Origin of the sequence: Mycolicibacter engbaekii, from assembly GCF_002101585.1 — a bacterium.
Taxonomy (GTDB): domain Bacteria; phylum Actinomycetota; class Actinomycetes; order Mycobacteriales; family Mycobacteriaceae; genus Mycobacterium; species Mycobacterium engbaekii.
In genome coordinates, this window is the sequence record NZ_LQOT01000076.1 from 226,158 (window position 1) to 250,186 (window position 24,029).

The 24,029-nt window shown below is 68.4% G+C and carries 19 protein-coding genes; 16 read left to right on the plus strand and 3 right to left on the minus strand.

Annotated features, from left to right (window positions below):
- Window position 1 precedes the first annotated feature (1 nt).
- The 13 genes from dxr (at window position 2) to AWC02_RS20550 (ending at window position 14,837) form a co-directional block, all read left to right on the plus strand.
- On the plus strand, window positions 2-1,177 hold the full coding sequence (gene dxr / locus AWC02_RS20490; protein ID WP_085130659.1) for a 1-deoxy-D-xylulose-5-phosphate reductoisomerase: 1,176 nt from the start codon (window positions 2-4) through the stop codon (window positions 1,175-1,177).
- Window positions 1,174-2,391, plus strand: coding sequence for a M50 family metallopeptidase (locus AWC02_RS20495; RefSeq protein ID WP_085130660.1), 1,218 nt, complete (start codon window positions 1,174-1,176; stop codon window positions 2,389-2,391). The genes dxr and AWC02_RS20495 overlap by 4 nt, the downstream gene beginning before the upstream one ends.
- A gap of 13 nt (window positions 2,392-2,404) precedes the next feature.
- On the plus strand, window positions 2,405-3,556 hold the full coding sequence (gene ispG, locus AWC02_RS20500) for a flavodoxin-dependent (E)-4-hydroxy-3-methylbut-2-enyl-diphosphate synthase (protein WP_046322058.1): 1,152 nt from the start codon (window positions 2,405-2,407) through the stop codon (window positions 3,554-3,556).
- Window positions 3,557-3,601: 45 nt separating this feature from the next.
- The gene (locus tag AWC02_RS20505; RefSeq protein WP_085130662.1) at window positions 3,602-4,453 is read left to right on the plus strand and encodes a GNAT family N-acetyltransferase; all 852 of its coding nucleotides are present in this window, start codon (window positions 3,602-3,604) and stop codon (window positions 4,451-4,453) included.
- A 192-nt stretch (window positions 4,454-4,645) separates the two neighbouring features.
- A complete protein-coding gene (locus AWC02_RS20510) occupies window positions 4,646-6,466 on the plus strand; it encodes a penicillin-binding transpeptidase domain-containing protein (RefSeq protein ID WP_085130664.1) in 1,821 nt (606 codons plus the stop codon).
- Window positions 6,467-6,526: 60 nt separating this feature from the next.
- Window positions 6,527-7,108, plus strand: a complete 582-nt coding sequence (locus AWC02_RS20515; RefSeq protein WP_085130666.1) for a DUF1707 SHOCT-like domain-containing protein — start codon at window positions 6,527-6,529, stop codon at window positions 7,106-7,108.
- 22 nt (window positions 7,109-7,130) lie between these two features.
- On the plus strand, window positions 7,131-7,988 hold the full coding sequence (gene map, locus AWC02_RS20520) for a type I methionyl aminopeptidase (RefSeq protein ID WP_085130668.1): 858 nt from the start codon (window positions 7,131-7,133) through the stop codon (window positions 7,986-7,988).
- An 83-nt stretch (window positions 7,989-8,071) separates the two neighbouring features.
- Window positions 8,072-8,635, plus strand: a complete 564-nt coding sequence (locus AWC02_RS20525; protein ID WP_165757944.1) for an alpha/beta fold hydrolase — start codon at window positions 8,072-8,074, stop codon at window positions 8,633-8,635.
- An 88-nt stretch (window positions 8,636-8,723) separates the two neighbouring features.
- On the plus strand, window positions 8,724-10,457 hold the full coding sequence (locus AWC02_RS20530; protein ID WP_085130670.1) for an AMP-binding protein: 1,734 nt from the start codon (window positions 8,724-8,726) through the stop codon (window positions 10,455-10,457).
- 64 nt (window positions 10,458-10,521) lie between these two features.
- Window positions 10,522-11,886, plus strand: coding sequence for a glutamine synthetase family protein (locus AWC02_RS20535; protein ID WP_085130672.1), 1,365 nt, complete (start codon window positions 10,522-10,524; stop codon window positions 11,884-11,886).
- Window positions 11,887-11,932: 46 nt separating this feature from the next.
- Window positions 11,933-12,703, plus strand: a complete 771-nt coding sequence (locus tag AWC02_RS20540; RefSeq protein ID WP_085130813.1) for a gamma-glutamyl-gamma-aminobutyrate hydrolase family protein — start codon at window positions 11,933-11,935, stop codon at window positions 12,701-12,703.
- Window positions 12,700-14,064, plus strand: a complete 1,365-nt coding sequence (locus AWC02_RS20545) for an aldehyde dehydrogenase family protein (RefSeq protein ID WP_085130674.1) — start codon at window positions 12,700-12,702, stop codon at window positions 14,062-14,064. The genes AWC02_RS20540 and AWC02_RS20545 overlap by 4 nt, the downstream gene beginning before the upstream one ends.
- Complete coding sequence (locus AWC02_RS20550) at window positions 14,061-14,837, plus strand: 3-oxoacyl-ACP reductase (protein WP_085130676.1); 777 nt, start codon at window positions 14,061-14,063, stop codon at window positions 14,835-14,837. The genes AWC02_RS20545 and AWC02_RS20550 overlap by 4 nt, the downstream gene beginning before the upstream one ends.
- A gap of 80 nt (window positions 14,838-14,917) precedes the next feature.
- Here AWC02_RS20550 and AWC02_RS20555 read toward each other — a convergent pair whose 3' ends face one another.
- The 3 genes from AWC02_RS20555 to mtr all read right to left on the minus strand — a co-directional run bounded on the left by AWC02_RS20555 (window position 14,918) and on the right by mtr (window position 19,514).
- A complete protein-coding gene (locus tag AWC02_RS20555) occupies window positions 14,918-16,183 on the minus strand; it encodes a cytochrome P450 (RefSeq protein WP_085130678.1) in 1,266 nt (421 codons plus the stop codon).
- 143 nt (window positions 16,184-16,326) lie between these two features.
- A complete protein-coding gene (locus AWC02_RS20560; RefSeq protein ID WP_085130815.1) occupies window positions 16,327-18,123 on the minus strand; it encodes an acyl-CoA dehydrogenase in 1,797 nt (598 codons plus the stop codon).
- 11 nt (window positions 18,124-18,134) lie between these two features.
- Entirely contained in the window at window positions 18,135-19,514 is a 1,380-nt protein-coding gene (mtr, locus tag AWC02_RS20565; RefSeq protein ID WP_085130680.1) for a mycothione reductase, read from the minus strand.
- 141 nt (window positions 19,515-19,655) lie between these two features.
- Between mtr and mqo the strand changes: the two genes are divergently transcribed.
- The 3 genes from mqo to AWC02_RS20580 all read left to right on the plus strand — a co-directional run bounded on the left by mqo (window position 19,656) and on the right by AWC02_RS20580 (window position 24,006).
- Window positions 19,656-21,068 carry a malate dehydrogenase (quinone) gene (gene mqo / locus AWC02_RS20570; RefSeq protein WP_109561106.1) on the plus strand — a complete coding sequence of 471 codons (1,413 nt, stop codon included), beginning with the start codon at window positions 19,656-19,658 and terminating at the stop codon, window positions 21,066-21,068.
- A 108-nt stretch (window positions 21,069-21,176) separates the two neighbouring features.
- Complete coding sequence (cobA, locus tag AWC02_RS20575) at window positions 21,177-22,391, plus strand: uroporphyrinogen-III C-methyltransferase (protein WP_085130684.1); 1,215 nt, start codon at window positions 21,177-21,179, stop codon at window positions 22,389-22,391.
- Between the two features lie 205 nt (window positions 22,392-22,596).
- Window positions 22,597-24,006, plus strand: a complete 1,410-nt coding sequence (locus AWC02_RS20580; protein ID WP_419179303.1) for an MFS transporter — start codon at window positions 22,597-22,599, stop codon at window positions 24,004-24,006.
- Window positions 24,007-24,029 lie beyond the last annotated feature (23 nt).

The window sequence follows — 24,029 nt, forward strand, 5'->3', positions numbered from 1 at the left end:
GGTGAGTACGGGCCGCCGCATCAAAGTTCTGCTGTTGGGCTCCACCGGCTCGATCGGAACCCAGGCGTTGCAGGTCGTCGCGGCGAACCCGGACCGGTTCGAGATCGTCGGACTGGCAGCCGGCGGCGGTAACCCGGCGCTGCTGGCAGCGCAGCGGGCCGAGACCGGGGTCGCCAACATCGCCGTCGCCGACCCGCAGATCGGCGAAGCGCTCGACGCCCCCTACCGCGGACCCGAAGCCGTCACCAGCCTGGTGTATGACACCGAGGCCGATGTGGTGCTCAACGCGCTGGTCGGCGCGCTCGGGTTGCGGCCCACCCTGGCCGCACTCGAGACCGGGGCGCGGCTGGCGCTGGCCAACAAGGAGTCGCTGATCGCCGGCGGCCCACTGGTGATGCGGGCGGCCGAGCCCGGCCAGATCGTGCCGGTGGACTCCGAGCACTCCGCGCTGGCGCAGTGTCTTCGGGGCGGCACCCCCGACGAGGTCGCCAAACTGGTGCTCACCGCCTCGGGCGGGCCGTTTCGGGGCTACACCGCCGCCGAGTTGGAGCACGTGACCCCCGAGCAGGCCGGTGCCCACCCGACGTGGTCGATGGGCCCGATGAATACGTTGAACTCGGCTTCCCTGGTGAACAAGGGTCTCGAGCTCATCGAGACCCACCTGCTGTTCGGCGTCCCCTACGACTGCATCGACGTGGTGGTGCACCCGCAGTCGATCGTGCATTCCATGGTCACGTTCACCGATGGGTCGACCATCGCGCAGGCCAGCCCGCCGGACATGCGGCTTCCCATCGCCCTGGCCCTGGGCTGGCCCGCCCGGGTCCCCGGCGCGGCGGCGGCCTGTGACTTCTCCACCGCGTCAACTTGGGAGTTCGAACCGCTCGACGACGCCGTCTTCCCCGCGGTGCAGCTGGCCCGTCACGCCGGGCAGACCGGTGGCTGCATGACCGCGGTCTACAACGCGGCCAACGAAGAGGCGGCAGAGGCCTTCCTCGCCGGCCGGATCGGCTTCCCGGCGATCGTGGGCACCATCGCCGAGGTTCTGGGCGCCGCCGACCAGTGGGCCGCGCAACCCGCTACCGTGGATGAGGTACTCGACGCGCAGCGCTGGGCCAGGGAGCGTGCGGCTCGCGCCGTCGAGGCTGTAGTTACGAGAAAGGTCGGAAGCACTCGATGATGTTCGCGGTCGGCATCGCGCTGTTCGCGCTGGCCATCCTGGTTTCGGTGGCTCTGCATGAATGCGGTCACATGTGGGTGGCGCGGGCCACTGGCATGAAGGTGCGGCGCTACTTCGTCGGCTTCGGTCCCACGCTGTGGTCGACCCGGCGCGGCGAGACCGAATACGGGCTCAAGGCGATCCCGGCCGGCGGCTTCTGCGACATCGCCGGGATGACCGCCGTGGAAGAACTGGCGCCTGATGAGACCGACCGCGCCATGTACAAGCAGAAGACCTGGAAGCGGGTCGCCGTGCTGGCCGCCGGTCCCGGCATGAACTTCGTCATCGGTCTGGCGCTGGTCTACATCATCGCGGTGATCTGGGGCCTGCCGAACCTGCACGCACCCACCACCGCCGTCATCGGGAAAACGGACTGTGTGGCACCGGAAGTCGTCAAGGGGGAACTGGGTGACTGCGAGGGGCCCGGCCCGGCGGCACTTGCTGGGATAGAGCCCGGTGACGTGGTGGTCAAGGTCGGCGACACGCCGGTGTCGACATTCGAGGAGATGGCCGCGGCGGTGCGTAAACAGCACGGCCGGACCCCGTTCGTCGTCGAGCGCGACGGCGCCGAGCTGACCAAGTACGTCGACGTGGCGCCCACCCAGCGCTGGATCGCCGACGGCCCCGATCGTGAGGCCGTGCCCAGCACCGTCGGCGCGATCGGTGTCGGGGCCGCTCAGTTCGGGCCGACGCAGTACAACCCGGTCACCGCGGTCCCGGCGACGTTCACCTTCAGCGGCGACCTGGCGGTGCTGCTGGGCAAGTCGCTGGCCAACATTCCCTCCAAGGTCGGCGCGCTGGTGAACGCCATCGGCCACCCGAGCGGGCCGCGTGACCCCGAAACCCCGATCAGCGTGGTGGGCGCGTCGATCATCGGCGGCGACACCGTCGATCACGGGCTGTGGGTGGCGTTCTGGTTCTTCCTGGCCCAGTTGAACTTCATCCTGGGCGTGTTGAACCTGGTGCCGCTGCTGCCGTTCGACGGCGGGCACATCGCGATCGCGTTGTTCGAAAAGCTGCGCAACGTGCTTCGAGCCGCCCGCGGCAAGGTTGCCGCGGCGCCGGTGAACTATCTCAAGCTGATGCCGGCCACCTACGTAGTCTTGGCGGTGGTGGCCGGTTACATGCTGCTCACCGTGACCGCCGACTTGGTCAACCCGATCAGGCTGTTTTGACAGGAGAGCTCACATGAGCGTCGGCCTCGGAATGCCGGCCGCCCCTGCGCCCACACTGGCCCCGCGGCGCAAGACCCGCCAGCTGATGGTGGGTGGAGTCGGGGTGGGCAGCGACCATCCGATCGCGGTGCAGTCGATGTGCACCACCAAGACCCACGACGTCAATGCGACGTTGCAGCAGATCGCGGAGTTGACCGCTTCGGGTTGCGACATCGTCCGGGTCGCCTGCCCGCGGCAGGAGGACGCCGACGCGCTGGCCGAGATCGCCCGGCATAGCCAGATCCCGGTGATCGCCGACATCCACTTCCAGCCCAAGTACATCTTTGCCGCCATCGACGCCGGCTGCGCCGCGGTCCGGGTGAACCCGGGCAACATCAAGGAGTTCGACGGCCGGGTCGGCGAGGTGGCCAAGGCGGCAGGTGCCGCCGGCATCCCGATCCGGATCGGCGTCAACGCCGGATCGCTGGACCAGCGTTTCCTGGCCAAGTACGGCAAGGCGACCCCGGAAGCGCTGGTGGAGTCCGCCCTGTGGGAAGCGTCGCTGTTCGAGGAACACGGCTTCGGCGACATCAAGATCAGCGTCAAGCACAACGACCCGGTCGTGATGGTGGCCGCCTACCAGCTGCTGGCCGAGCAGTGCGACTACCCGCTGCACCTGGGCGTCACCGAGGCCGGCCCGGCGTTCCAGGGCACCATCAAGTCCGCGGTGGCCTTCGGTGCGTTGTTGTCGCGCGGGATCGGCGACACCATCCGGGTTTCGTTGTCGGCACCTCCGGTGGAGGAGGTCAAAGTGGGCAACCAGATCCTGGAATCGCTCAACCTGCGGCCCCGGGGTCTGGAGATCGTGTCGTGTCCCTCGTGCGGGCGGGCGCAGGTCGACGTCTACCGCTTGGCCAACGAGGTCACCGCCGGGCTCGAGGGCATCGACGTCCCGCTGCGGGTGGCGGTGATGGGCTGCGTGGTCAACGGGCCGGGTGAGGCCCGCGAGGCGGATCTGGGTGTGGCGTCCGGCAACGGCAAGGGCCAGATCTTCGTCAAGGGCGAGGTGATCAAGACCGTGCCTGAGGCACAGATCGTCGAGACGCTGATCGAGGAGGCCATGCGCCTGGCGGCGGAGATGGGTGAGGGATCTTCGGGCGGTTCGCCCACCGTCGCCGTAAGCTGATCACAGCCGATTAGCCGGCCGTTGAGTACGCCAGAAAGAGTCACCATGTCGGCTCCACCCGATTTCCGTCTCGCCCAGCGGCGGGTGTCCGTGGTGAGCGATGCGGCAGCGGTCTGGCAGGTGCTGGCCGAGGATCCGGTCGGCTCCTGCATGGTCGCCGCCCGGGTGGCCGACCACGGTGTCGATCCGCGGTTGATCGGCGGCGAGCTGTGGACGCGCGGCGGTGTGGGCGAATCCCTGTGCTACGCCGGGGCCAACCTGATTCCGCTGCGGGGAACGCCCGCCGATCTCACCGCTTTTGCCGACAAGGCGGCGAGTGCGATCCGGCGCTGCTCGTCGTTGGTCGGCCGCGCCGAGCTGGTGCTGCCGATGTGGCAGCGGCTCGCCGAATCCTGGGGCCCCGCGCGCGATGTGCGCGAAAGTCAACCGCTGATGGCGCTGCAGAGCATGCCGGCGTGCCCGATGGACCCGGAAGTGCGCCAGGTGCGTCCCGACGAGCTCGACGCCTACCTGGTGGCGGCGGTCGACATGTTCATCGGCGAGGTGGGCGTGGATCCGCGCGCCGGCGATGGAGGCCGCGCCTACCGGCGGCGGGTGGCCAACCTGATCGCGGCCGGGCGGGCCTGGGCGCGCTTCGAGCACGGCGAGGTGGTGTTCAAAGCCGAGGTGGGCTCGCAGTCGCCGACGGTGGCGCAGATCCAGGGTGTCTGGGTGCACCCCGACCGGCGCGGGTGTGGGCTGGGGACCGGCGGCACCGCCATGCTGGCCGGGGTGATCGTCGGTACCGGACGGATCGCGAGCCTGTACGTCAACGACTTCAACGAGGTGGCCCGGTCCACTTATGAGCGGGTGGGTTTCGCTCAGGTCGGCACCTTCGCGACCGTGTTGCTCGACTGAGTGCCCCGGCGGCGGTAGCCCGACGCCGAGCGTGCACTGAGCGCGAAAAGATTCGAGGTTTTTCGCGCTGAGTACACGTTCGTGAGCACCCCGCTGTCGACCGATCCCGATAGCCGCCGATCGGCGACTGAGCGATCCGATCTCGGTGCGCCTCCGTGGGGCGACCGTTTCTATTTCGTAACATCAGCCCCAATGTCAACTGCAAGCTCATTCGTCACACGCGTCACGGGATTGGTGACCGTGCTGCTCACCGCCGCGGGCCTGGCCGCCTGCACTCCGCGCCCCGACGGCCCCGGGCCCGTCGCCGAGCGCTTCTTCGCCGCCCTGGCTTCCGGGGACACCGGGGCCGCCGCGGAACTCAGCGACGACCCCTCCGCGGCGCGCAGCGCGCTCAACGCCGCCTGGGCGGGCTTGCAGGCCGAACACCTGGACGCCCAGGTGCTCAGCTCGCGCTACAACGACGACACCGGCAGCGTGGCCTACCGCTACACCTGGACGCTGCCCAAGGGCCGGAGCTGGGCTTACGACGGCCAGCTCAAAATGGTCCGCAACGAAGGCCACTGGACGGTGCGCTGGACGGCCACCGACCTGCACCCCAAGCTGGGCGAGCACCAGACCTTCGCGCTGCGGGCCGACCCCCCGCGCCGCGCCGCCGTCAACGAGGCGGGCGGCACCGACGTGCTGGTGCCCGGCTACGTGTACAACTACCAGCTCGACGCCAGCCGGGCCGGCAGAAACCTGATGCGGACCGCGCTGGCGGTGGTCGAGACGCTGCGCGGTTACGACGCGGACCTGAGCGACCCGCAGCGATTGGCTGAGCAGGCCAGTTCCTCGGTGACCCCGCTCGACCTGATCACCCTGCGCAAAGCCGAGCACGACCGTGTCGAGGCCGCCATCGGCGCCCTGCCCGGAGTGGTGGTCACGCCGCACGCCGAACTGCTGCCCACCGACGACCACTTCGCGCCGATGCTCATCAGCGAGGTCAAGAAGACCGTCGGAACCCAACTGGAGGGTGCCGCGGGCTGGCGAGTGGTCAGCGTCAACCAGAACGGCGTCGACGTCGCGGTGCTGCACGAGGTGGACCCGGCGCCGGCACCGTCGCTGACCATCAGCGTGGACCGCGCGGTGCAGCGTGCCGCCCAGAACGCGGTCAACAGCCGCGGCGACAAGGCCATGATCGTGGTGATCCGGCCCTCGACCGGCGATCTGCTGGCTGTTGCCCAGAACGCGGCCGCCGACTCCGACGGCCTGATCGCCACCACCGGCCTGTACCCGCCCGGATCGACGTTCAAGATGGTCACCGCCGGTGCGGCGATCGAACGGGACATGGCGACCCCGAACTCCATCGTGGGCTGCCCCGGCGTCCTCGACATCGGCCAGCGCACCATTCCCAACTACGGCGGGTTCGACCTCGGGCTGGTGCCGATGTCGCGCGCCTTCGCCGATTCCTGCAACACCACCTTCGCCGAGCTGGCCAGCAGAATGCCGCCGCGCGCGCTGTCGCAGGCGGCCAGCCGCTACGGGATCGGAGTGGACTACCTGGTCGACGGCATAACCACGGTCACCGGTTCGGTGCCGCCGACCGTCGACCTGGCCGAACGCACCGAGGACGGATTCGGTCAGGGCAAGGTGCTGGCCAGCCCGTTCGGTGTCGCCCTGGCCGCGGCGACGGTGGCCGCCGGGCGCACGCCGGTACCCCGATTGATCGAGGGCCGGCCGACGACGGTCAACGGGCCGGTCGGTGCCCCGGTGGACCCGGAGATCCTCGACGGCCTGCGTCAGATGATGCGGTTGGTGGTGACCGACGGCACCGCACGCGACATCGCGGGCTGCGGCCCGGTCTTCGGCAAGACCGGGGAAGCCGAATTCGCCGGGGGCTCGCACTCCTGGTTCGCCGGATACCGGGGTGACCTGGCCTTCGCCTCCCTGATCGTCGGTGGTGGCAGCTCGCAGTACGCCGTCCGGATGACCAAGGTGATGTTCGACTCGCTGCCGGACAACTTCCTGCTGTAGCGGCGCGCGCCGTCGTCCGTGGACTGCGCAGCCTGGCCGGCGCCGGTAAATTGGGAAACCATGACCGGTCTCGATGACAACGTGGCCGCTTTGCTGCGCATCTCGGATGCGGACCGCAACGGCACGCTGCGCCGTCTGCACAACGCCGTCTCGCTGGGTCTGATCGACATCGGAGAGTTCGAGGAACGCGCCGCGCAGGTCTCGCAGGCCAGGATGCGCTCGGACCTCGACAACCTGATCGGGGACCTGCCCGGACCGGGGGCCATCGTCACCTCGGCCGCCGACCGGGTCGAGCTGCGCGGCTGGGCCGGATCGCTCAAACGCCACGGCGAGTGGGTGGTGCCGACCCGGCTGGCCCTGGTGCGGCGCCTGGGCTCGGTCGACCTCGACCTCACCAAGGCGCGCTTCGCCGGGCCGGTGGTGGTCATCGAACTCGACATGCGCTTCGGCTCCGTCGACATCCGCTTGCCCGAGGGCGCCAGTGCCTCCATCGACGACGTCGAGGTCTACGGGGGCAGTGCCCGCGACCGCCGGAGCGACCCGCCTGCCGAGGGAGTTCCGCACCTGGTGCTGACCGGACGCGTGGTGTGCGGCTCGGTGGATATCCGGGGCCCCCGGCGCAAGCTGCGCTGGCGGCGCTGACCAGCTCCGTTAAGCTGGGCCAATGCCTGTTCGAGCCCCGCTTTCCCCCGGCGTGATATCGCCCACGTTGCCGGTGCCCCGGTCCATCGCACGACCGGAGTACGTCGGCCGCGCCACGGCCGCCGAAGGCACCGAGCCGTGGGTCCAGACGCCCGAGGTGATCGAGAAGATGCGGGTGGCCGGCCGGATCGCCGCCGGCGCGCTGGCCGAGGCGGGCAAGGCCGTCGCCCCGGGGGTGACCACCGACGAGCTCGACCGGATCGCCCACGAGTACATGGTCGACCACGGCGCCTACCCCTCGACGCTGGGCTACAAGGGCTTTCCCAAGTCCTGCTGCACATCGCTCAACGAGGTCATCTGTCACGGCATCCCGGACTCGACCGTGATCGCCGACGGCGACATCGTCAACATCGACGTGACCGCCTACATCGACGGAGTACACGGCGACACCAACGCCACCTTCTTCGCCGGCGATGTCTCGCAGGAGCACCGCCTGCTCGTCGAGCGCACCCACGAGGCCACCATGCGGGCCATCAAGGCGGTCAAACCGGGCCGTGCCCTGTCGGTGATCGGGCGGGTGATCGAGGCGTATGCGAACCGGTTCGGCTACACCGTGGTCCGCGACTTCACCGGCCACGGGATCGGGCCGACGTTCCACAACGGTTTGGTGATCCTGCACTACGACCAGCCCGAAGTCGACACCGTCATCGAGCCCGGCATGACCTTCACCATCGAGCCGATGATCAACCTCGGCGGCCTGGACTACGACATCTGGGATGACGACTGGACCGTGGTCACCAGCGACGGCCAGTGGAGTGCTCAGTTCGAACACACCCTCGTGGTCACCGACGACGGCGCCGAGATTCTCACGCTTCCCTGACCGCGGCGCTGTCGTCTGCAGCGCACACCGTGGGGCGCCCAAAACCGCCCCCGCGCCGCCCGATTGGCGGTAGCGTGGCCCAGATGCCGGGCACGATGATGACCATCGAGGGGTTCCCCATCCCCGTCGATTCAGCAGGCCCGTCAAACGGGTCGGTGGTCGTGGTGCTCGCCGCCGCGCAGCACCCGCTGACCGCTTATGACGCGCTCTGCCAACGGCTGCACACGGCCTCGCTGCGCACCATCGTGATCGGTGCGGATCCTCGCCTGACGGCCAAGTCGGTGATCGGCATCCTCGACTCGCTGGGTGTGCAGTGCGGTGTGCTGGTGGGCGACCGGACCGGGGCGGACAACGCCTGGGAACTGGCGGCCACCCGCCCGGACCGCTTCACCGGCCTGGTGGCGCTCGACCGGGGCCATCCGCGCGCACCGGATCTGGGCGGGGTGATCCGCGACGAGCGCTGCCCCCCGGTCGAAATCAACACCACCGTCCTGGTCAGTTCCCGGGCCACGGCGTCGGTGGCCAAGGCCAGCCAGCGCTTCGTCTACGGCGAGCACCGCCTGGTGACGCTGCCCGGGCGGCGCAGCGCCCAGGAGTTCACCGCGCAACTGGCGATGGAGATCGTGCTGCGGGCCAGCACCTGGTGATGCCAAGCCGCGGGGTGTAGTTTGCGGCTAGCCGGCGCAAGGGGGTGCGTCGGCGGGGGATCAAGCTGAGCATCCGTGGGGGAATGGCATGTTGTCGTGGGGGCAATCGATACCGGCGTTGCTGCGCGAACGGGTTCGCCAGGGGCCTGACCGGCCGGCGTACACGTTCATCGACTATGAGCTGGATCCGGCCGCCTATTCCGACACGCTGACCTGGTCTCAGATTCTGGCTCGCACCGAGGCGGTCGCGGCCGAGGTGGCCGCGGTCGCCGCGCCCGGCGATCGCGTGGCGCTGCTCGCGCCGCAGGGCCTGGAGTACATCGTCGGGTTCCTCGGTGCGATGGAAGCCGGCTGCATCGTGGTCCCGCTACCGGTACCGGCCTTCGGCAGCCGCGATGAGCGGGTCACCGCCGCGCTGCAGGACTGCGCACCGGCCGCTGTGCTCACCACGTCGGCCGTCGCCGGCGACATTGCGGGATGCGTCAGCGCCGGTAGGTCTCCTGCTGTCATCGAAGTGGATCTGATCGATCTCGACGCCCCGGTCTCCTGGGCCGGAACCGGCGCGATGACGACCAAGACCGCCCTGCTGCAGTACACGTCGGGCTCGACCGGCGCGCCGCGGGGCGTCGTGGTCTCGCACCGCAACGTGTTCGCCAACATCGAGCAGGTGATGGCCGATTACTTCGGCGACGACCGTACGGCGCCGCCGGGCACCACCTTGGTCTCCTGGCTGCCCTTCTACCACGATATGGGCCTGCTGATGGGCGTGATGGGAGCAATCCTGCTGGACCGCCAGTCGGTGTTGATGAACCCGATGGCGTTCCTGCAGAAGCCCTTTCGGTGGATAGAGCAGCTCGCCGTCAACTCCTGCGCATTCACCGCGGCGCCGAATTTCGCGTTCGAACTCGCCGCACGCCGCACCCGCGATGAGGACATGGCCGGTCTGGACCTGGGCGGCGTGCACACCATCCTGTCGGGCAGTGAGCGCATCCACGCCGCCACCATCCGCCGCTTCACCGAACGCTTCGCCCCGTACAACCTGCCCGCCAACGCGGTGGCGCCGTCGTACGGGCTTGCCGAGGCCATGGTCTACGTCGCCTCGGCGCCGCGCACGAACCGCCCCGTGACCCTGCGGCTCGACTACGAGAACCTGGTCGCCGGCACCGCGGAGGCCGTGCCGGGCGGGTCCGAACTGGTCAGCGTCGGAGCACCTCGGGCGTGCACGGTGCGCATCGTCGACCCCGACTCGCACACCGAGCAGCCCGATGGACGCGTCGGGGAGATCTGGGTGCACGGGCCCAACGTCGCCGGCGGGTACTGGCACAACGCGGAGGCCACCGAACGCACTTTCGGCGGACAGCTGCGGTCGCCGTCTGCCGGCACACCGGTGGGGCCGTGGCTGCGCACCGGAGACCTGGGCGTCATCCACGAGGGCGAGATGGTGGTCGTCGGCCGGATCAAGGACCTGCTGATCGTGGACGGCCGCAATCACTACCCCGACGACATCGAGGCCACCGTGCAGGAGCTCACCGGCGGCCGCGTCGCCGCGGTACCGGTCAGCGGCGACGGTGGCGAGAAGCTGGTGGTGATCGCCGAGGTCAAGACGCGGGGCAGCACCGTCGAGGAGGAGCTGCACCGGCTGGCCGCTCTGAAGAAAGATGTGTCGGCGTCGGTCTCCCGGTCCCACGGGGTCCGGGTCGCTGACCTGGTGCTCGTCGCTCCCGGCTCGCTGCCCATCACCACCAGCGGCAAGATCCGCCGTTCCACCTGCGCGGACTGCTACCGCTCGGCGCAATTCCGTCGGCTGGAGGTCAATGACTGATCGCGGGCGGGTAGCCTGACAGCACTCTCAATGTCAGGGGAATCGTCGTCGGCGAAGGAGTGCAATGACCCGGCCTGCGATGCTGTCCCAGGAAGAGCTTCGGCAACTGGTCGCCTCCGGCGAGATCGACACCGTCGTGGTGGCTTTCGCCGACATGCAGGGCCGGCTGGTCGGCAAGAGAGTGGCGGCCGAACACTTCATCGCCGAGGTCGCCGAACACGGTGTCGAATGCTGCAGTTACCTGCTGGCCGTCGACGTGGAGATGAACACCGTCCCCGGTTACTCGATCGCGGACTGGGGGACCGGCTACGGCGACATGGTGCTCAAACCGGACTTCGCCACCCTGCGCCGCATTCCGTGGCTGCCCGGCACCGCCCACGTGCTCGCCGACGCGCATTGGCCGGACGGCGGCCCGGTCCCGGTGGCACCCCGCCAGATTCTGGCGGCCCAATGCGCCCGGCTGGCTGAGCGGGGCCTGGTTGCCTACGCCGCCACGGAACTGGAGTTTCTGGTCTTCGAGGAGAGCTACCGGCAGGCGTGGGCAGACGGCTACCGGGGCCTGACCCCGGGAACGGACTACAACGCCGACTACGGCCTGGTCGCCGGGACGCGGCTGGAACCGCTGCTGCGCGACATCCGGCGGGGGATGACCGGCGCCGGCCTGCGTTGCGAAGGCGTCAAGGGTGAGTGCAACACCGGCCAGCAAGAGATCACCTTCCGCTACGAAGATGCGCTGACGACCTGCGACAACCACAGCGTCTACAAGAGCGGCGCGAAGGAGATCGCCGACCAGCACGGCAAGAGCCTGACCTTCATGGCGAAGTTCGACCAACGCGAAGGCAACAGCTGCCATGTGCATCTGTCGCTGCGCAGCACCGAAGGTTCTGCGGTGTTCGCCGACCCGACCGCACCGCACGGCATGTCCGCGTTGTTCCGCGCCTTCTTGGCCGGCGTGTTGGCCACGCTGCCCGAGTTGACCTTGTGTTACGCGCCGAACATCAACTCCTACAAAAGATTCGTCGGCGGCAGCTTCGCGCCCACGGCGATCGCGTGGGGCTTGGACAATCGCACCTGCGCGCTGCGGGTGCTCGGCCACGGTGACTCGATGCGGGTGGAGTGCCGGGTTCCCGGCGGCGACGTGAACCCCTATCTGGCCGTGGCCGCGTTGATCGCCGCGGGGCTGTACGGCATCGACAACGACCTTGCCCTGCCTGACCCGGTCGACGGTGACGCCTACCGGGCCGAGCTTCCGCACCTACCCACCACGCTCGCCGGTGCGGTAGAGCTGTTCGCCGAATCATCGGTGGCACGCAAGGCTTTCGGAGACGAGGTCGTCGAGCATTACCTGCACAGCGCCCGGGTAGAGCTGGATGCCTTCAACACCGCGGTGACCGATTGGGAGAGGGTCCGGGGTTTTGAGCGGTTCTGAACCCGGCACCGGCGGTTCAGCGAGGCTCGACGCAGGAGAGGCGAAGCTGGGACCGGCGGATGGGCAGGGCGGTTCAGCGAGGCTCGACGACCGACCGGTAGTCGGCCTGACGACCTATCTGGACCGGGCGCAGTTCGGTGTGTGGAACGCCCGTGCGGGCCTGTTGCCCGCTCAGTACATCCAGAGCATCACCGCCGCCGGCGGGACAGCTGTGCTGCTGCCGCCACAACCGGTGAACGCACAGATCGCGACGCGGGTGCTCGACGGCGTGGCCGGCCTGGTGATCACCGGCGGCCGGGACCTCGACCCCGGCGGGTACGGCCAGGAGCCGCACGCCGAGACGGATCGGCCCGACACCACCCGGGACGCATGGGAATTCGCCTTGTTGGCCGAGGCGATACGCCGGGGCATGCCGGTGCTGGGGATCTGCCGTGGCGCCCAGGTGCTCAACGTCGCACTCGGCGGCACACTGCACCAGCATCTGCCCGACGTGATCGGCAACAGCGGGCATCGGGCCGGCAACGGTGTCTTCACGCCGATGGCGGTGCACACCGTCGCCGGAACCCGGCTGGCCGGGCTGGTGGGCCAGACCTGCCAGGTGCAGTGCTACCACCATCAGGCCATCGCCGAGGTGGGTGCGAAACTTGTCGTCAGTGCGCGCGATGACGACGGGGTCATCGAGGCGATCGAGCTTCCCGGGGAGGATTTCGTGCTCGCGGTTCAGTGGCATCCCGAGGAATCCCCAGAGGATCTGCGCCTGTTCGCCGCGCTGGTGGCGGCGGCGCGCACCTACGAGCTGGCGCGGGTGAGCAAGTGATCCACGAACTCATCAACCCGGCCACCGGGGCGCCGTTCGACACCGTCGAGCACCTGGAGGCCGCGGCGGTCGACGATGCCGTGCGCCGAGCGCAGGCTGCCCAGAAGCGATGGGCCAAACGTGCCCCGGCCGAGCGGGCCGCCGCGTTGCGGGACTTCGCCGCGGTGGTCGGCGACCACATCGATGAGCTGGCCGCGATCGAGGTCACCAACTCCGGCCATCCGATCTCGGCTGCCCAATGGGAAGCCGGGCACGTCCGCGACGTACTGCAGTTCTATGCCGCCAGCCCGGAACGGTTGTCCGGCAAGCAGATCCCGGTCGCCGGCGGGATCGACGTGACCTTTCACGAGCCGCTGGGCGTCGTCGGGATCATCACCCCGTGGAACTTTCCCATGCCGATCGCCGCATGGGGCTTCACTCCGGCGCTGGCCGCCGGAAACGCGGTGCTGATCAAGCCTGCCGAGTGGACCCCGCTGACCACGCTGCGGCTGGCGGAACTGGCGGTCGAGTCCGGTCTGGACCCCGACCTGCTGCAGGTGCTGCCCGGTCGCGGCTCGGAGGTGGGGGAGCGCCTGGTCACCCACCCGGACGTGGCAAAGATCGTCTTCACCGGTTCCACGACCACCGGCACCCGGGTGCTGCAGGCCGGCGCTGCCGGGGTGAAGCGGATAACCCTGGAACTCGGCGGCAAGAGTGCCAACATCGTGTTCGCCGACTGCGACCTGGAGCAGGCGGCGGCGACGGCGCCTTACGGCGTGTTCGACAACGCCGGGCAGGACTGCTGCGCCCGTAGCCGAATCCTGGTGCAGGCGAGCGTCTACGACCGGTTCATGGAGTTGCTGGAGCCCGCGGTGGCCGGTGTCGTGGTCGGCGACCCCACATCACGCGACACCGAGATGGGCCCGCTGGTGTCGCGCCCGCACTGGGAGAAAGTGGCGTCCTATGTTCCCGACGACGCCCCGGTCGCCTTTCGTGGCCAAGCGCCCACCGGTCCCGGTTTCTGGTTCCCGCCAACGGTGTTGACTCCGGCGGCCACCGACCGGTGCGTCACCGAGGAGATCTTCGGCCCAGTGGTGACCGTGCTGCCGTTCGAGGATGAGGCCGGTGCCATCGCCTTGGCCAACGACACCGTCTATGGGCTGTCCGGTTCGATCTGGACCAACGACCTGTCCCGGGCGCTGCGGGTGTCGCGGGCCGTGGAAGCCGGGAACCTGTCGGTGAATTCGCATTCCTCGGTGCGCTTCAACACGCCGTTCGGGGGCTTCAAACAGTCCGGCTTGGGCCGGGAGTTGGGCGCGGATGCCCCGCTGTCGTTCACCGAGACCAAAAACGTATTCATCGCAGTGAAGGAGACGCAGTGACCGATCTGACCCAACGCCTGGCCGGCCGGGTAGCCGTCGTGACTGGCGCCGGTGGCGGAATCGGCTTGGCCTCCGCGCGGCGGATGCGTGCCGAGGGCGCCCAGATCGTGGTCGGTGACCTCGACCAGGCGGCGGGCGCCGCGGTCGCCGATGAGCTCGACGGCCTGTTCGTCCAGGTCGACGTCTCCGATCAGGAGCAGGTCGATGCGCTGTTCGACACCGCCGCCCAGACTTTCGGCTCGGTGGACATCGCCTTCAACAATGCCGGTATCTCGCCGCCCGACGACGACCTGATCGAAACCACCGAGCTTCCCGCCTGGCAGCGGGTTCAGGACGTCAACCTCAAGTCGGTGTACCTGTGCTGCCGGGCGGCGCTGCGGCACATGGCGCCGGCCGGCCGGGGATCGATCATCAACACCGCGTCGTTCGTGGCGGTGATGGGTTCGGCCACCTCCCAGATCTCCTACACCGCCTCGAAGGGCGGCGTGCTGGCCATGTCGCGTGAGCTCGGGGTCCAGTACGCCCGCCAGGGCATTCGGGTCAACGCGCTGTGCCCCGGGCCGGTGAACACCCCGCTGCTGCAGGAGCTGTTCGCCGCCGACCCCGAGCGCGCCGCGCGTCGGCTGGTGCACGTACCGGTGGGCCGGTTCGCTGAGCCGGAGGAGATCGCGGCCGCGGTCGCGTTCCTGGCCAGCGATGACGCCTCCTTCATCACCGGGTCGACGTTCCTGGTCGACGGCGGAATCAGCTCGGCCTACGTCACGCCGCTGTAAGCACGTGGCCACCACGGTCGAGGGCTTCCTGCACGTCTCCGGCAGGAAGCCCCCAACCGACTCCGACTCGCCGGCCGGTGTCAGCGCATCGAGTACCGCACCGGAAGGCGCTTGAGGCCGCCGACGAACGTGGTCGCCGACAGTTCGGGCGTGCCGGCGAACTCGATGGACTCCAGGCGCGGCACCAGTTCGGTGAACAGGCTGTTGAGCTCCAGGCGGGCCAGAGCCGCGCCCAGGCAGAAGTGGACGCCGTAGCCGAATGACAGGTGCTTGTTGGGGTCGCGGGCGACGTCGAACGTGAATGGGTTGTCGAAGATGTCCTCGTCGCGGTTGGCCGAGACGTAGGACAGCAGGACCGACTCACCCTTGGCGATCGGCACACCGCGCACCTCGGTGTCGCGGGTGGCGGTGCGCATGAACTGCTTGACCGGCGTGGACCAGCGGATCATCTCCTCGACTGCCAGCGGCATCAGACTCATGTCGTTCTGGAGACGCTCGAGCTGGTCCTGGTTCTCGACCAGCGCGCACAGGCCCCCCGAGATGGCGTCCTTGGTGGTGTCGTGGCCGGCGCTGGCGACGATGACGTAGTAGGACAGCGTGTCCATGTCGGACATGAGTTCGCCGTTGATACGGCCGTTGGCGATGGCCGAGGCCAAGTCCCCGGTGGGGTTGGCCCGCCGCGAGGCAGTCAGGGCGGAGAAGTAATTGAAGAAGTCCAGCAGCACGGCCATGATCTCGTCTGCGCCGCCCTGGCCGCGCTGGTGATCGGCGTCCTCGCCGCCGAACATCTCCTGTGTCAGCTTGAGCATGCGCGGGAAGTCCTCTTCGGGCAGGCCCAGCAGTGACAGGATCACGTACAGCGGAAAGTTGATGGCGATCTCGTTGACGAAGTCGCACTCCGGGCCGATCTCGACCATCCGGTCGACGTAGCGCTTGGCCAGTTCGTCGACGCGGACCTTGAGGTCGCGCATGGCCTTGGGGCGGAACCAGTCCGCACCGATCTTGCGGATGTCCCGGTGGTGCGGGTCGTCCATGTGGATCAGCGTGCGCAGTCCGATGCCGGCCTCCTGGTCGGCCCTGACCCGGTCCTCGATCTTGGCCTGCAGCAGGTGTGGACGCGGTTCGCTGATCCACAGTTCGTTGTCGCGCTCGATGTCCATGATGTCGGTGTGCTTGGTCACTGCCCAGAACGGCCGGTACGGCGGGGCGTCCACCCACGACACCGGCTGGTTGGCGCGCAGCCAGGCCAGTGAGCTGTGCAGGCGCTCATTATCGGTGTAGGCCTGGGGGTCGGCGAGTACTCGGCCGTGCTCGCTGGTGTTGCGGTGGGTGGTCGGCGCGCTCACTTGGGACTCCTCGCGGTCATCGAAAACTTGACAGGTGTCATGTCACAGTCTGGACCAGACTGTGGCATGGGTGCATATCGGGGCACCAGCGGGCTTCGGTCCCCGGGGTTGAACACCGTGGTCAGGCCTCCTATCGATGCAGGTCAGAACCACTCCGGCCGCATATCCAAAGTTGTCCGGTCCAGGCTCTCCAGCAGGTCGAGCTGCGGTCCGGTCTTCGGCAACTCGTAGCGGAAGAAGTAGCGGGCCGCCTGGCGCTTACCGTCGAAGAAGTCGCCGGACCTGCCATCGACCGCCAACAACTGCTCCAGCCAGATCCAGGCGATCACCAGATGGCCGAAGGCCTCCAGGTAGACCGCGCTGTTGGCCAGTGCGGCCTCGATGTCACCGGAGGCGAACATGCCCGCGGTGACCTGCGCCAGGCGCTGGACCACCGCGTCGAGCTGGGTTGCCGCCTCGGCCAGGTCACCGCCCGCCCGATGCGCGCCGGCGGTGGTCTCGGTCATCGTCTTGAGCACGGCGGTCAGGTTGGCCCCGTCGCGTTGCACCACTTTGCGGCCCAACAGGTCCAGGCTCTGGATTCCGTGCGTGCCTTCATGGATCGGGTTGAGGCGGTTGTCCCGGTAGTGCTGCTCCACGTCGTATTCGCGGGTGTAGCCATAGCCGCCGTGCACCTGGATCGCCAAGTCATTGGCGGCCAGGCACCACTGCGAGGGCCAGCTCTTGGCGACCGGGGTGAGGATGTCCAGTAATGTGGACGCCTGCTCGAGTTCGTCGTCGGATTCCGCGGTGTGGGTGATGTCGACAAGCCGCGCGCAGTACAGCGCCAAGGCAAGCGCCCCCTCGACATAGGACTTCTGTGCCAGCAGCATTCGCTTGACATCCGCGTGCTCGATGATCGGAACCTGCGGCACACGCGGATCCTTCGTCGTCACCGGGCGGCCCTGCGGTCGGCTGCGGGCATAGTCCAAGGACTTCAGGTAGCCGGTGTAGCCCAGCGCGATCGCGCCCATCCCGACACCCAGCCGGGCTTCGTTCATCATGTGGAACATGTGGTTCAAGCCGCGATGCTCGTCGCCGACGAGATAGCCCACCGCGCCGGCCTCGCCGCCCGGAAGGTGCCCGCCTTCGCCGAAGTTGAGCACCGTGTTGGTGATGCCGCGAAAGCCCATCTTGTGGTTGAGCCCGGCCAGCACAACGTCGTTGCGCTCACCCAGCGTGCCGTCGGCGTTCACCAGATACTTCGGCACGACGAACAGCGAAATCCCCTTGGTGCCGGGCGGACCGCCCGGGATCTTGGCCAGTACCAGGTGGACGATGTTGTCGGTCAATTCGTGATCGCCGCCGGAGATCCACATCTTCGATCCAAACAGGCGGTAGGTGCCGTCGGTGCGCGGCTCCGCGCGGGTGGTGATGTCGGCCAGCGACGAGCCGGCCTGGGTCTCCGACAGGCACATCGTTCCGGCGAAGCGGCCGGCGATCATGGGTTTGACGAAGGCGGCGATCTGCTCCTCGGTGCCGAACTTGGCGAGCAGGTTCGCATTCGCCATGGTCAACATGGCGTAGCCGGCGGTGCTGACGTTGGCGGCCATCAGCCATGCGAACCCGGCCTGGGCCACCGTCGCCGGCAGCTGCGCGCCGCCGAGGTGATAGTCCATCGCCATGCCGATCAGCTCTGCGTCGGCACACGCAGCGAGGGCCTCTTTGACCTCCGGGATGACGGTGACGGTGGTCCCGTCGAAGGTGGGCTCGTGGGCGTCGCTCTTCTTGTTGTGCGGAGCGAAATAGCGGGTGGCCAATTGCTCGCACAAGTCCAGGGTGTCGGAGAAAGTCTCCCGCGAGTGCTCGGCGAATCGGGCCCGTCCGGTCAGTTCCGCCACCCGCAGCCAGTCGAACAGCAGGAAGTCGAGGTCTTGCCGCGACAACAGGCTGGACTTCACCTGCGACCCCATCACTGCAGCCCAAGCAGAGCGTTCTCGATGACTTCCGGCAGCGCCGGGTGGATCCAGTACTGGCCGCGGGCGATCTCCGGTGCGGTGACTCCGAAGCTCATCGCGCCGATCAACGGCTGGATGATCGACGAGGCCTGGTAACCCATGATGTGTGCGCCGAGCAGCCGTCCGGTGCCGCGTTCGGCGATGATCTTGGCGAATCCGGTCTCGTCCTCCATGGCCCAGCCGTAGGCCACGTCGCGATAGTCCTGAACTTTCACCGAGATGTCCAGACCCTTTGCCCGCGCCTGTGTTTCGGTCAACCCAACCGAGGCGATCTGCGGGTCGGTGAACACCGCGGACGGCACGTAGCGGTGGTCGGTGGTCCGCATCGCGTCGACGTCGTCCCAGTCGCACAACAGATTGTGTTGCACCACCCGGGCCTCGTGGTTGGCGACGTGCTTGAGCTCATATGGCGAGGAGACGTCGCCGAGCGCGAAAACGTTTCGCGCAGTAGTTCGTTGGTACTTGTCGACGCTCACCCGGCCGCCGGCGACAGTGACTCCGGCCTGCCCGGCGTCCAGAAGGTCGCCATTGGGTACCCGTCCGGTTGCCACCAGCATGGCGTCGGCGTGCAGGACAGAGCCGTCATCGAGCTGCGCCACGACACCCGGCCCGTCGTCGCGAACCGCGACGACGTTGCGGTGCGTGCGTACCTCCCACTTGGCCGCGGCGATCCGGGTGAAGCGTTCGGAGAGGGTCTCGTCGCAGTGCCTGAGCATTGTCGAGCCGCGGATGACGATGGTGACCCGCGACCCCAGCGCGGAGAACACATGGGCGAACTCCGCGGCGATGAAACCACCGCCGACGATCACCAGGTGCTCGGGCAGCTCCGGGATGCGCATCACATCGTCGCTGGTGTAGTAGCGCGCGTCGCTTTCGGCGATGGCGGGCGGGATCGCTGAGCGCGCCCCCGCCGCGATCACCACCTGCTCGGCGCTGAACTGTTCACCGCTGGCAGTGATCAGCACGTACCGGCCGTCGGAGCCGACCGGGCCGAACCGGGTGTGCTCGCCGTAGACATCGACACCGGGCAGGCTGCGGCGATACTCCTCGCCGCCGGCAGCGATGGGGTCGATCCGGCCGAACACCCGCGAGACGATGTCGCTCCAGCGGACTTGATCGATGTGGGCGTCCACCCCGTAGCGCGAGGCCCCGGCTACGGTGTTGGCCACCTCGGCGGCATAGACGAACATCTTGGTCGGAATGCAGCCCACGTTGAGGCAGGTGCCGCCGAAAGTCTGCTGCTCGCAGATGGCCACCCGCATATCGGCGTAGCGCTCATCGAGAATGCTGTTGCCAGAACCTGTTCCGATGATCGCAAGGTCATAGCTCTCCATTGCGAAAGACTAGACGGTGTGGACGCCTAACGGCAGGTGGGGCTGGGCGGGGCGGGTCGGTGCCGTCCTGGATAGTCTGACGGCGTGGCCACATCGGTTCGGACCGAGCTGACCGACGTAGCGCTGATCGGCGCGGGGATCATGAGCGCCACTTTGGGGGCGATACTTCGGCGTTTGGAGCCGGACGCCTCGATCACCGTGGTCGAACGGCTGGAGGCCGCCGCGGGCGAGAGCAGCGGCCCATGGAACAACGCGGGCACCGGCCACGCCGGGTTGTGCGAACTTTTCTACACCCCGCAGCTGCCCGACGGTTCGATCGACATCGCCAAGGCGATTCGGGTCAACGAGCAGTTCCAGGTGACCCGCCAGTTCTGGGCGTACGCGGTGCAGCACGGCCTTCTGCGGCGACCGCGGGACTTCGTGCATCCGATTCCGCACGTCAGCTTTGTGCAGGGCGCCGCCGGCGTGGACTATTTGCGACGGCGGCACCAGGCACTGGCCGACAATCCGTTGTTCGGCGGGATGGAGTTCATCACCGATTTCGGGGACTTCGCCGCCCGCCTGCCGGCGATGGCGGCGGGCCGCAGTCCCGCCGTCCCGGTGGCACTCGACTGGGCTCAGCATGGCACCGACGTCGACTTCGGGGCGCTGACCGGCCAGCTGATCGACTACGGGACGCGCCACGGCAGCGCGGCGCTGTTCGGCCACGAGGTGCGCTCGCTGCACCGGGCGTCAGACGGCGGCTGGATGTTGGGTCTTCGCAACCGCCGCACCGGCGAACCCCGAAGGCTCAAGGCGGCCTTCGTCTTTCTGGGCGCCGGGGGAGCGACGCTGGGACTGCTGCAGCGCTCAGGGATACCCGAGGCCCGCGGTTATGGCGGTTTCCCGATCAGCGGGGTCTTCCTGCGCTGCGGGGACGACCGGCTCACCGCGGGGCACCGCGCCAAGGTGTACGGCGCCCCGGCCGCCGGCGCGCCGTCGACGACCGCCCCGCACCTGGACGCCCGAACGGTCAACGGTGCCGCTTCGCTGCTGTTCGGCCCTTTTGCCGGCTGGTCGCCGAGGTTTCTCAAGCACGGTCGCCTCACGGACTTGCCGCGGTCGGTCCGCGCCGGCAACGCGAGATCGCTGGTGAGCACGGGCTTCCGGGAGCGCGCACTGGTCGGGTACCTGCTCGGCCAGCTTCGGCGCACGCATGGCGCCCGGGTCGATGCGCTGCGCGAGTTCCTGCCCCACGCCCAGGACGCGGAGTGGCAGGAGATCCGGGCAGGCCAACGGGTGCAGGTGATCCGTGCTGGGCGTCTGGAATTCGACACCACGATCGTCAGCGCCGCCGATGGGAGCCTCGCCGGGTTGCTCGGCGCTTCGCCCGGTGCTTCGACCGCGGTACCGGCGATGCTTGAGGTCCTGCAGCGCTGTTTCCCCGCGAAATTCCCCGCCTGGCGGCCGGTGCTCACCGAGATGGTGCCCTCGCTGGGGACCCGGCTCGCCGACCAGCCCGCGCTGTTCGAGCAGGTGTGGGAGTGGGGCAGCCGACAGCTTGAGCTCACCTGACACCCGCTGTGCCCGGCTTCGCCGCGCTCGCGGTCGCCACGGGATTCGTTGGTGGCGACCCGCTGTGCCCGGCTTCGCCGCGCTCGCGGTCGCCACTAGAGTTACCGGGTGACCGAGAACCCCTACCTGGCCGGTTTACGGTTGGCCGGCCGCAAAGTCGTCGTCGTGGGCGCGGGCAGCGTTGCGCAACGCCGGCTGCCGCTGTTGGTGGACAGCGGTGCCGAGGTGACGGTGATCGCACCCAGCGCCACTCCGGCGGTCGAAGCGCTGGACGGGCGCCGGCCCGGCATCACGCTGGTCTCGCGCACCTATCGTGACGGGGATCTGGCCGGGGCGTGGTACGCAATCGCCGCCACCGACGACCCGGAGGTCAACGCGGCCGTCGTGGCCGAGGCCGATGGGCGCCAGATCTTCTGTGTGCGTGCCGATCGGGCCGTCGACGGGTCCGCAGTCACCCCGGCCACCTTCGGCTATTCCGGTTTGTCGGTGGGCGTGCTGGCCGGTGGCGAGCACAACCGGTCGGCGGCTATTCGCTCGGCCATCCGGGAGGCCCTGCAGGACGGCACCATCACCGAGGCGCAGGCCGCCGCCGATGTGGTGCGCGGCGGCGTGGCACTGGTGGGCGGTGGCCCCGGCGATCCGGAGCTGATCACGGTGCGCGGGCGCCGCATGCTCTTCCACGCCGACGTGGTGGTGGCCGACCGGCTGGCCCCGCCCGAGCTGCTCGCCGAGCTGTCGCCGAACGTCGAAGTCGTCGACGCGGCCAAGATCCCCTATGGCCGGGCGATGGCCCAGGACGCCATCAACGCGCTGCTGATCGATCGCGCCAGGGCCGGCAAATTCGTGGTGCGGCTCAAAGGCGGCGACCCGTTCGTCTTCGCCCGCGGCTACGAAGAGGTTCAGGCCTGCGCCGAAGCCGGTGTTCCCGTGACCGTTGTGCCGGGTGTGACCAGTGCCATAGCGGTACCGGCCCTGGCCGGTGTGCCCGTCACTCATCGCGCCGTGAACCACGAGTTTGTGGTGGTCAGCGGCCACGTTGCCCCTGACGATCCCGAATCGTTAGTGAATTGGGACGCCCTGGCCGCGATGCGCGGAACCATCGTGCTGCTGATGGCGATCGAGCGCATCGAACAATTCAGCGCGATCCTGCAAAAGGGCGGCCGACCTGCGGATACACCGGTTCTGGTAGTGCAACACGGCACCACCCCCGCCCAGCACACGCTGCGCGCGACCCTGGCCGACGCGCCCGAGAAAATCCGCGCCGAGGGCATCCGACCTCCCGCAATCGTGATTATCGGGGCGGTCGCGGACTTCGGGGTTTAAACAGCTCTTAATATTTCCTGTAGGGTAGCCGGTTATGACTGCACTCGATGATGCAGGGCGGGTGACCGCACAGCGGTCCGAAAGTGCTGGCGGATCGGTTCCCACGGGGCGGTCCGGCTCCGATCTCGTGAGCTGGACCAGCAAATATGTCGCCTCCCGGCTGCCGTCCCGTCGCTTCATCTACGCCGTGATCGCCATCGGCGGCATGCAACTGCTGGCCACCATGGACAGCACCGTCGCCATCGTCGCGCTTCCTAAGATCCAGGACGACTTGGGCTTGTCCGACGCCGGTCGTGGCTGGGTGATCAGTGCTTACGTGCTGACCTTCGGTGGCCTGATGCTGCTCGGCGGGCGGCTCGGGGACACCATCGGCCGCAAGCGCACCTTCATCAGCGGGGTGGCGCTGTTCACCATCGCGTCTGTCCTGTGTGCCGTGGCCTGGGATGCCCCCACGCTGGTGATCGCGCGGCTCCTGCAGGGCGTCGGCTCGGCCATCGCCTCGCCGACCGCACTGGCGCTGATTGCCACCACCTTCCCCAAGGGGCCGGCCCGCAATGCCGCCACCGCGATATTCGGCGCGATGACCGCCGTCGGATCGGTGATGGGCCTGGTGATCGGCGGCGCGCTGACCGAGGTGTCGTGGCGCCTGGCCTTCGGGATCAACGTGCCCATCGGTCTGCTGATGATCTACCTGGCCCGCACCGCGCTGACCGAGACCCACCGGGAGCGGATGAAGCTGGATGCCGCCGGCGCGCTGCTGGCCACGCTGGGCTGCACGGCGGCGGTGTTCGCCTTCACGATCGGTCCGGAGAAGGGCTGGGTCTCGGTCGTCACGATCGGCTCGGGCGTGCTGGCGATCGTGGCATTGCTCGCGTTCGCCGTGGTGGAACGCACCGCCGAGAACCCAGTGGTGCCGTTCAGCCTGTTCAAGGAGCGCAACCGGCTGCTGACCTTCGCGGCGATCTTCCTCGCCGGCGGCGTGCTGTTCACCTTGACCGTGACCATCGGTCTGTACGTGCAGGATCTGATGGGCTACTCGGCCCTGCGCGCCGGAGTCGGATTCATCCCATTCGTGATCGGCCTGGGGGTGGGCCTGGCGGCGTCCTCGCAGCTGGTGCGCCGGTTCCCACCCCGGGTGCTGGTGATCTCCGGCGGCGTCGTGTTGCTGGGCGCGATGATCTACGGCTCGACGATCAACCGGAACCTCCCGTACTTCCCGAACTTCGTCACGTTGATCGTGCTCGGTGGGCTCGGGATCGGCGTGATCGTGGTGCCGCTGACCCTGTCGGCGATCACCGGCGTGGGCTTCGACCAGATCGGCCCCACCTCGGCAATCGCCCTGATGCTGCAAAGCCTGGGTGGACCGATCGTGCTGGCGGTCATCCAGGCCGTGATCACCTCGCGCACCCTGTACCTCGGCGGCACCAACATGCCGGTCAAAACCATGAACCCGGCGCAGATCGCCGCATTGGATTCCGCCTACACCTACGGGCTGCTGTGGATAGCCGCGGTGGCGGTCCTGGTCGGCGCGATTTCCCTGCTGATCGGTTACACCGCCAAACAGGTTGCGCACGCCCAGGACGTGCAGGACGCCTTCGGCGCCGGCACCCTGTGACTTCACCCCGAATTCCCGGCTGA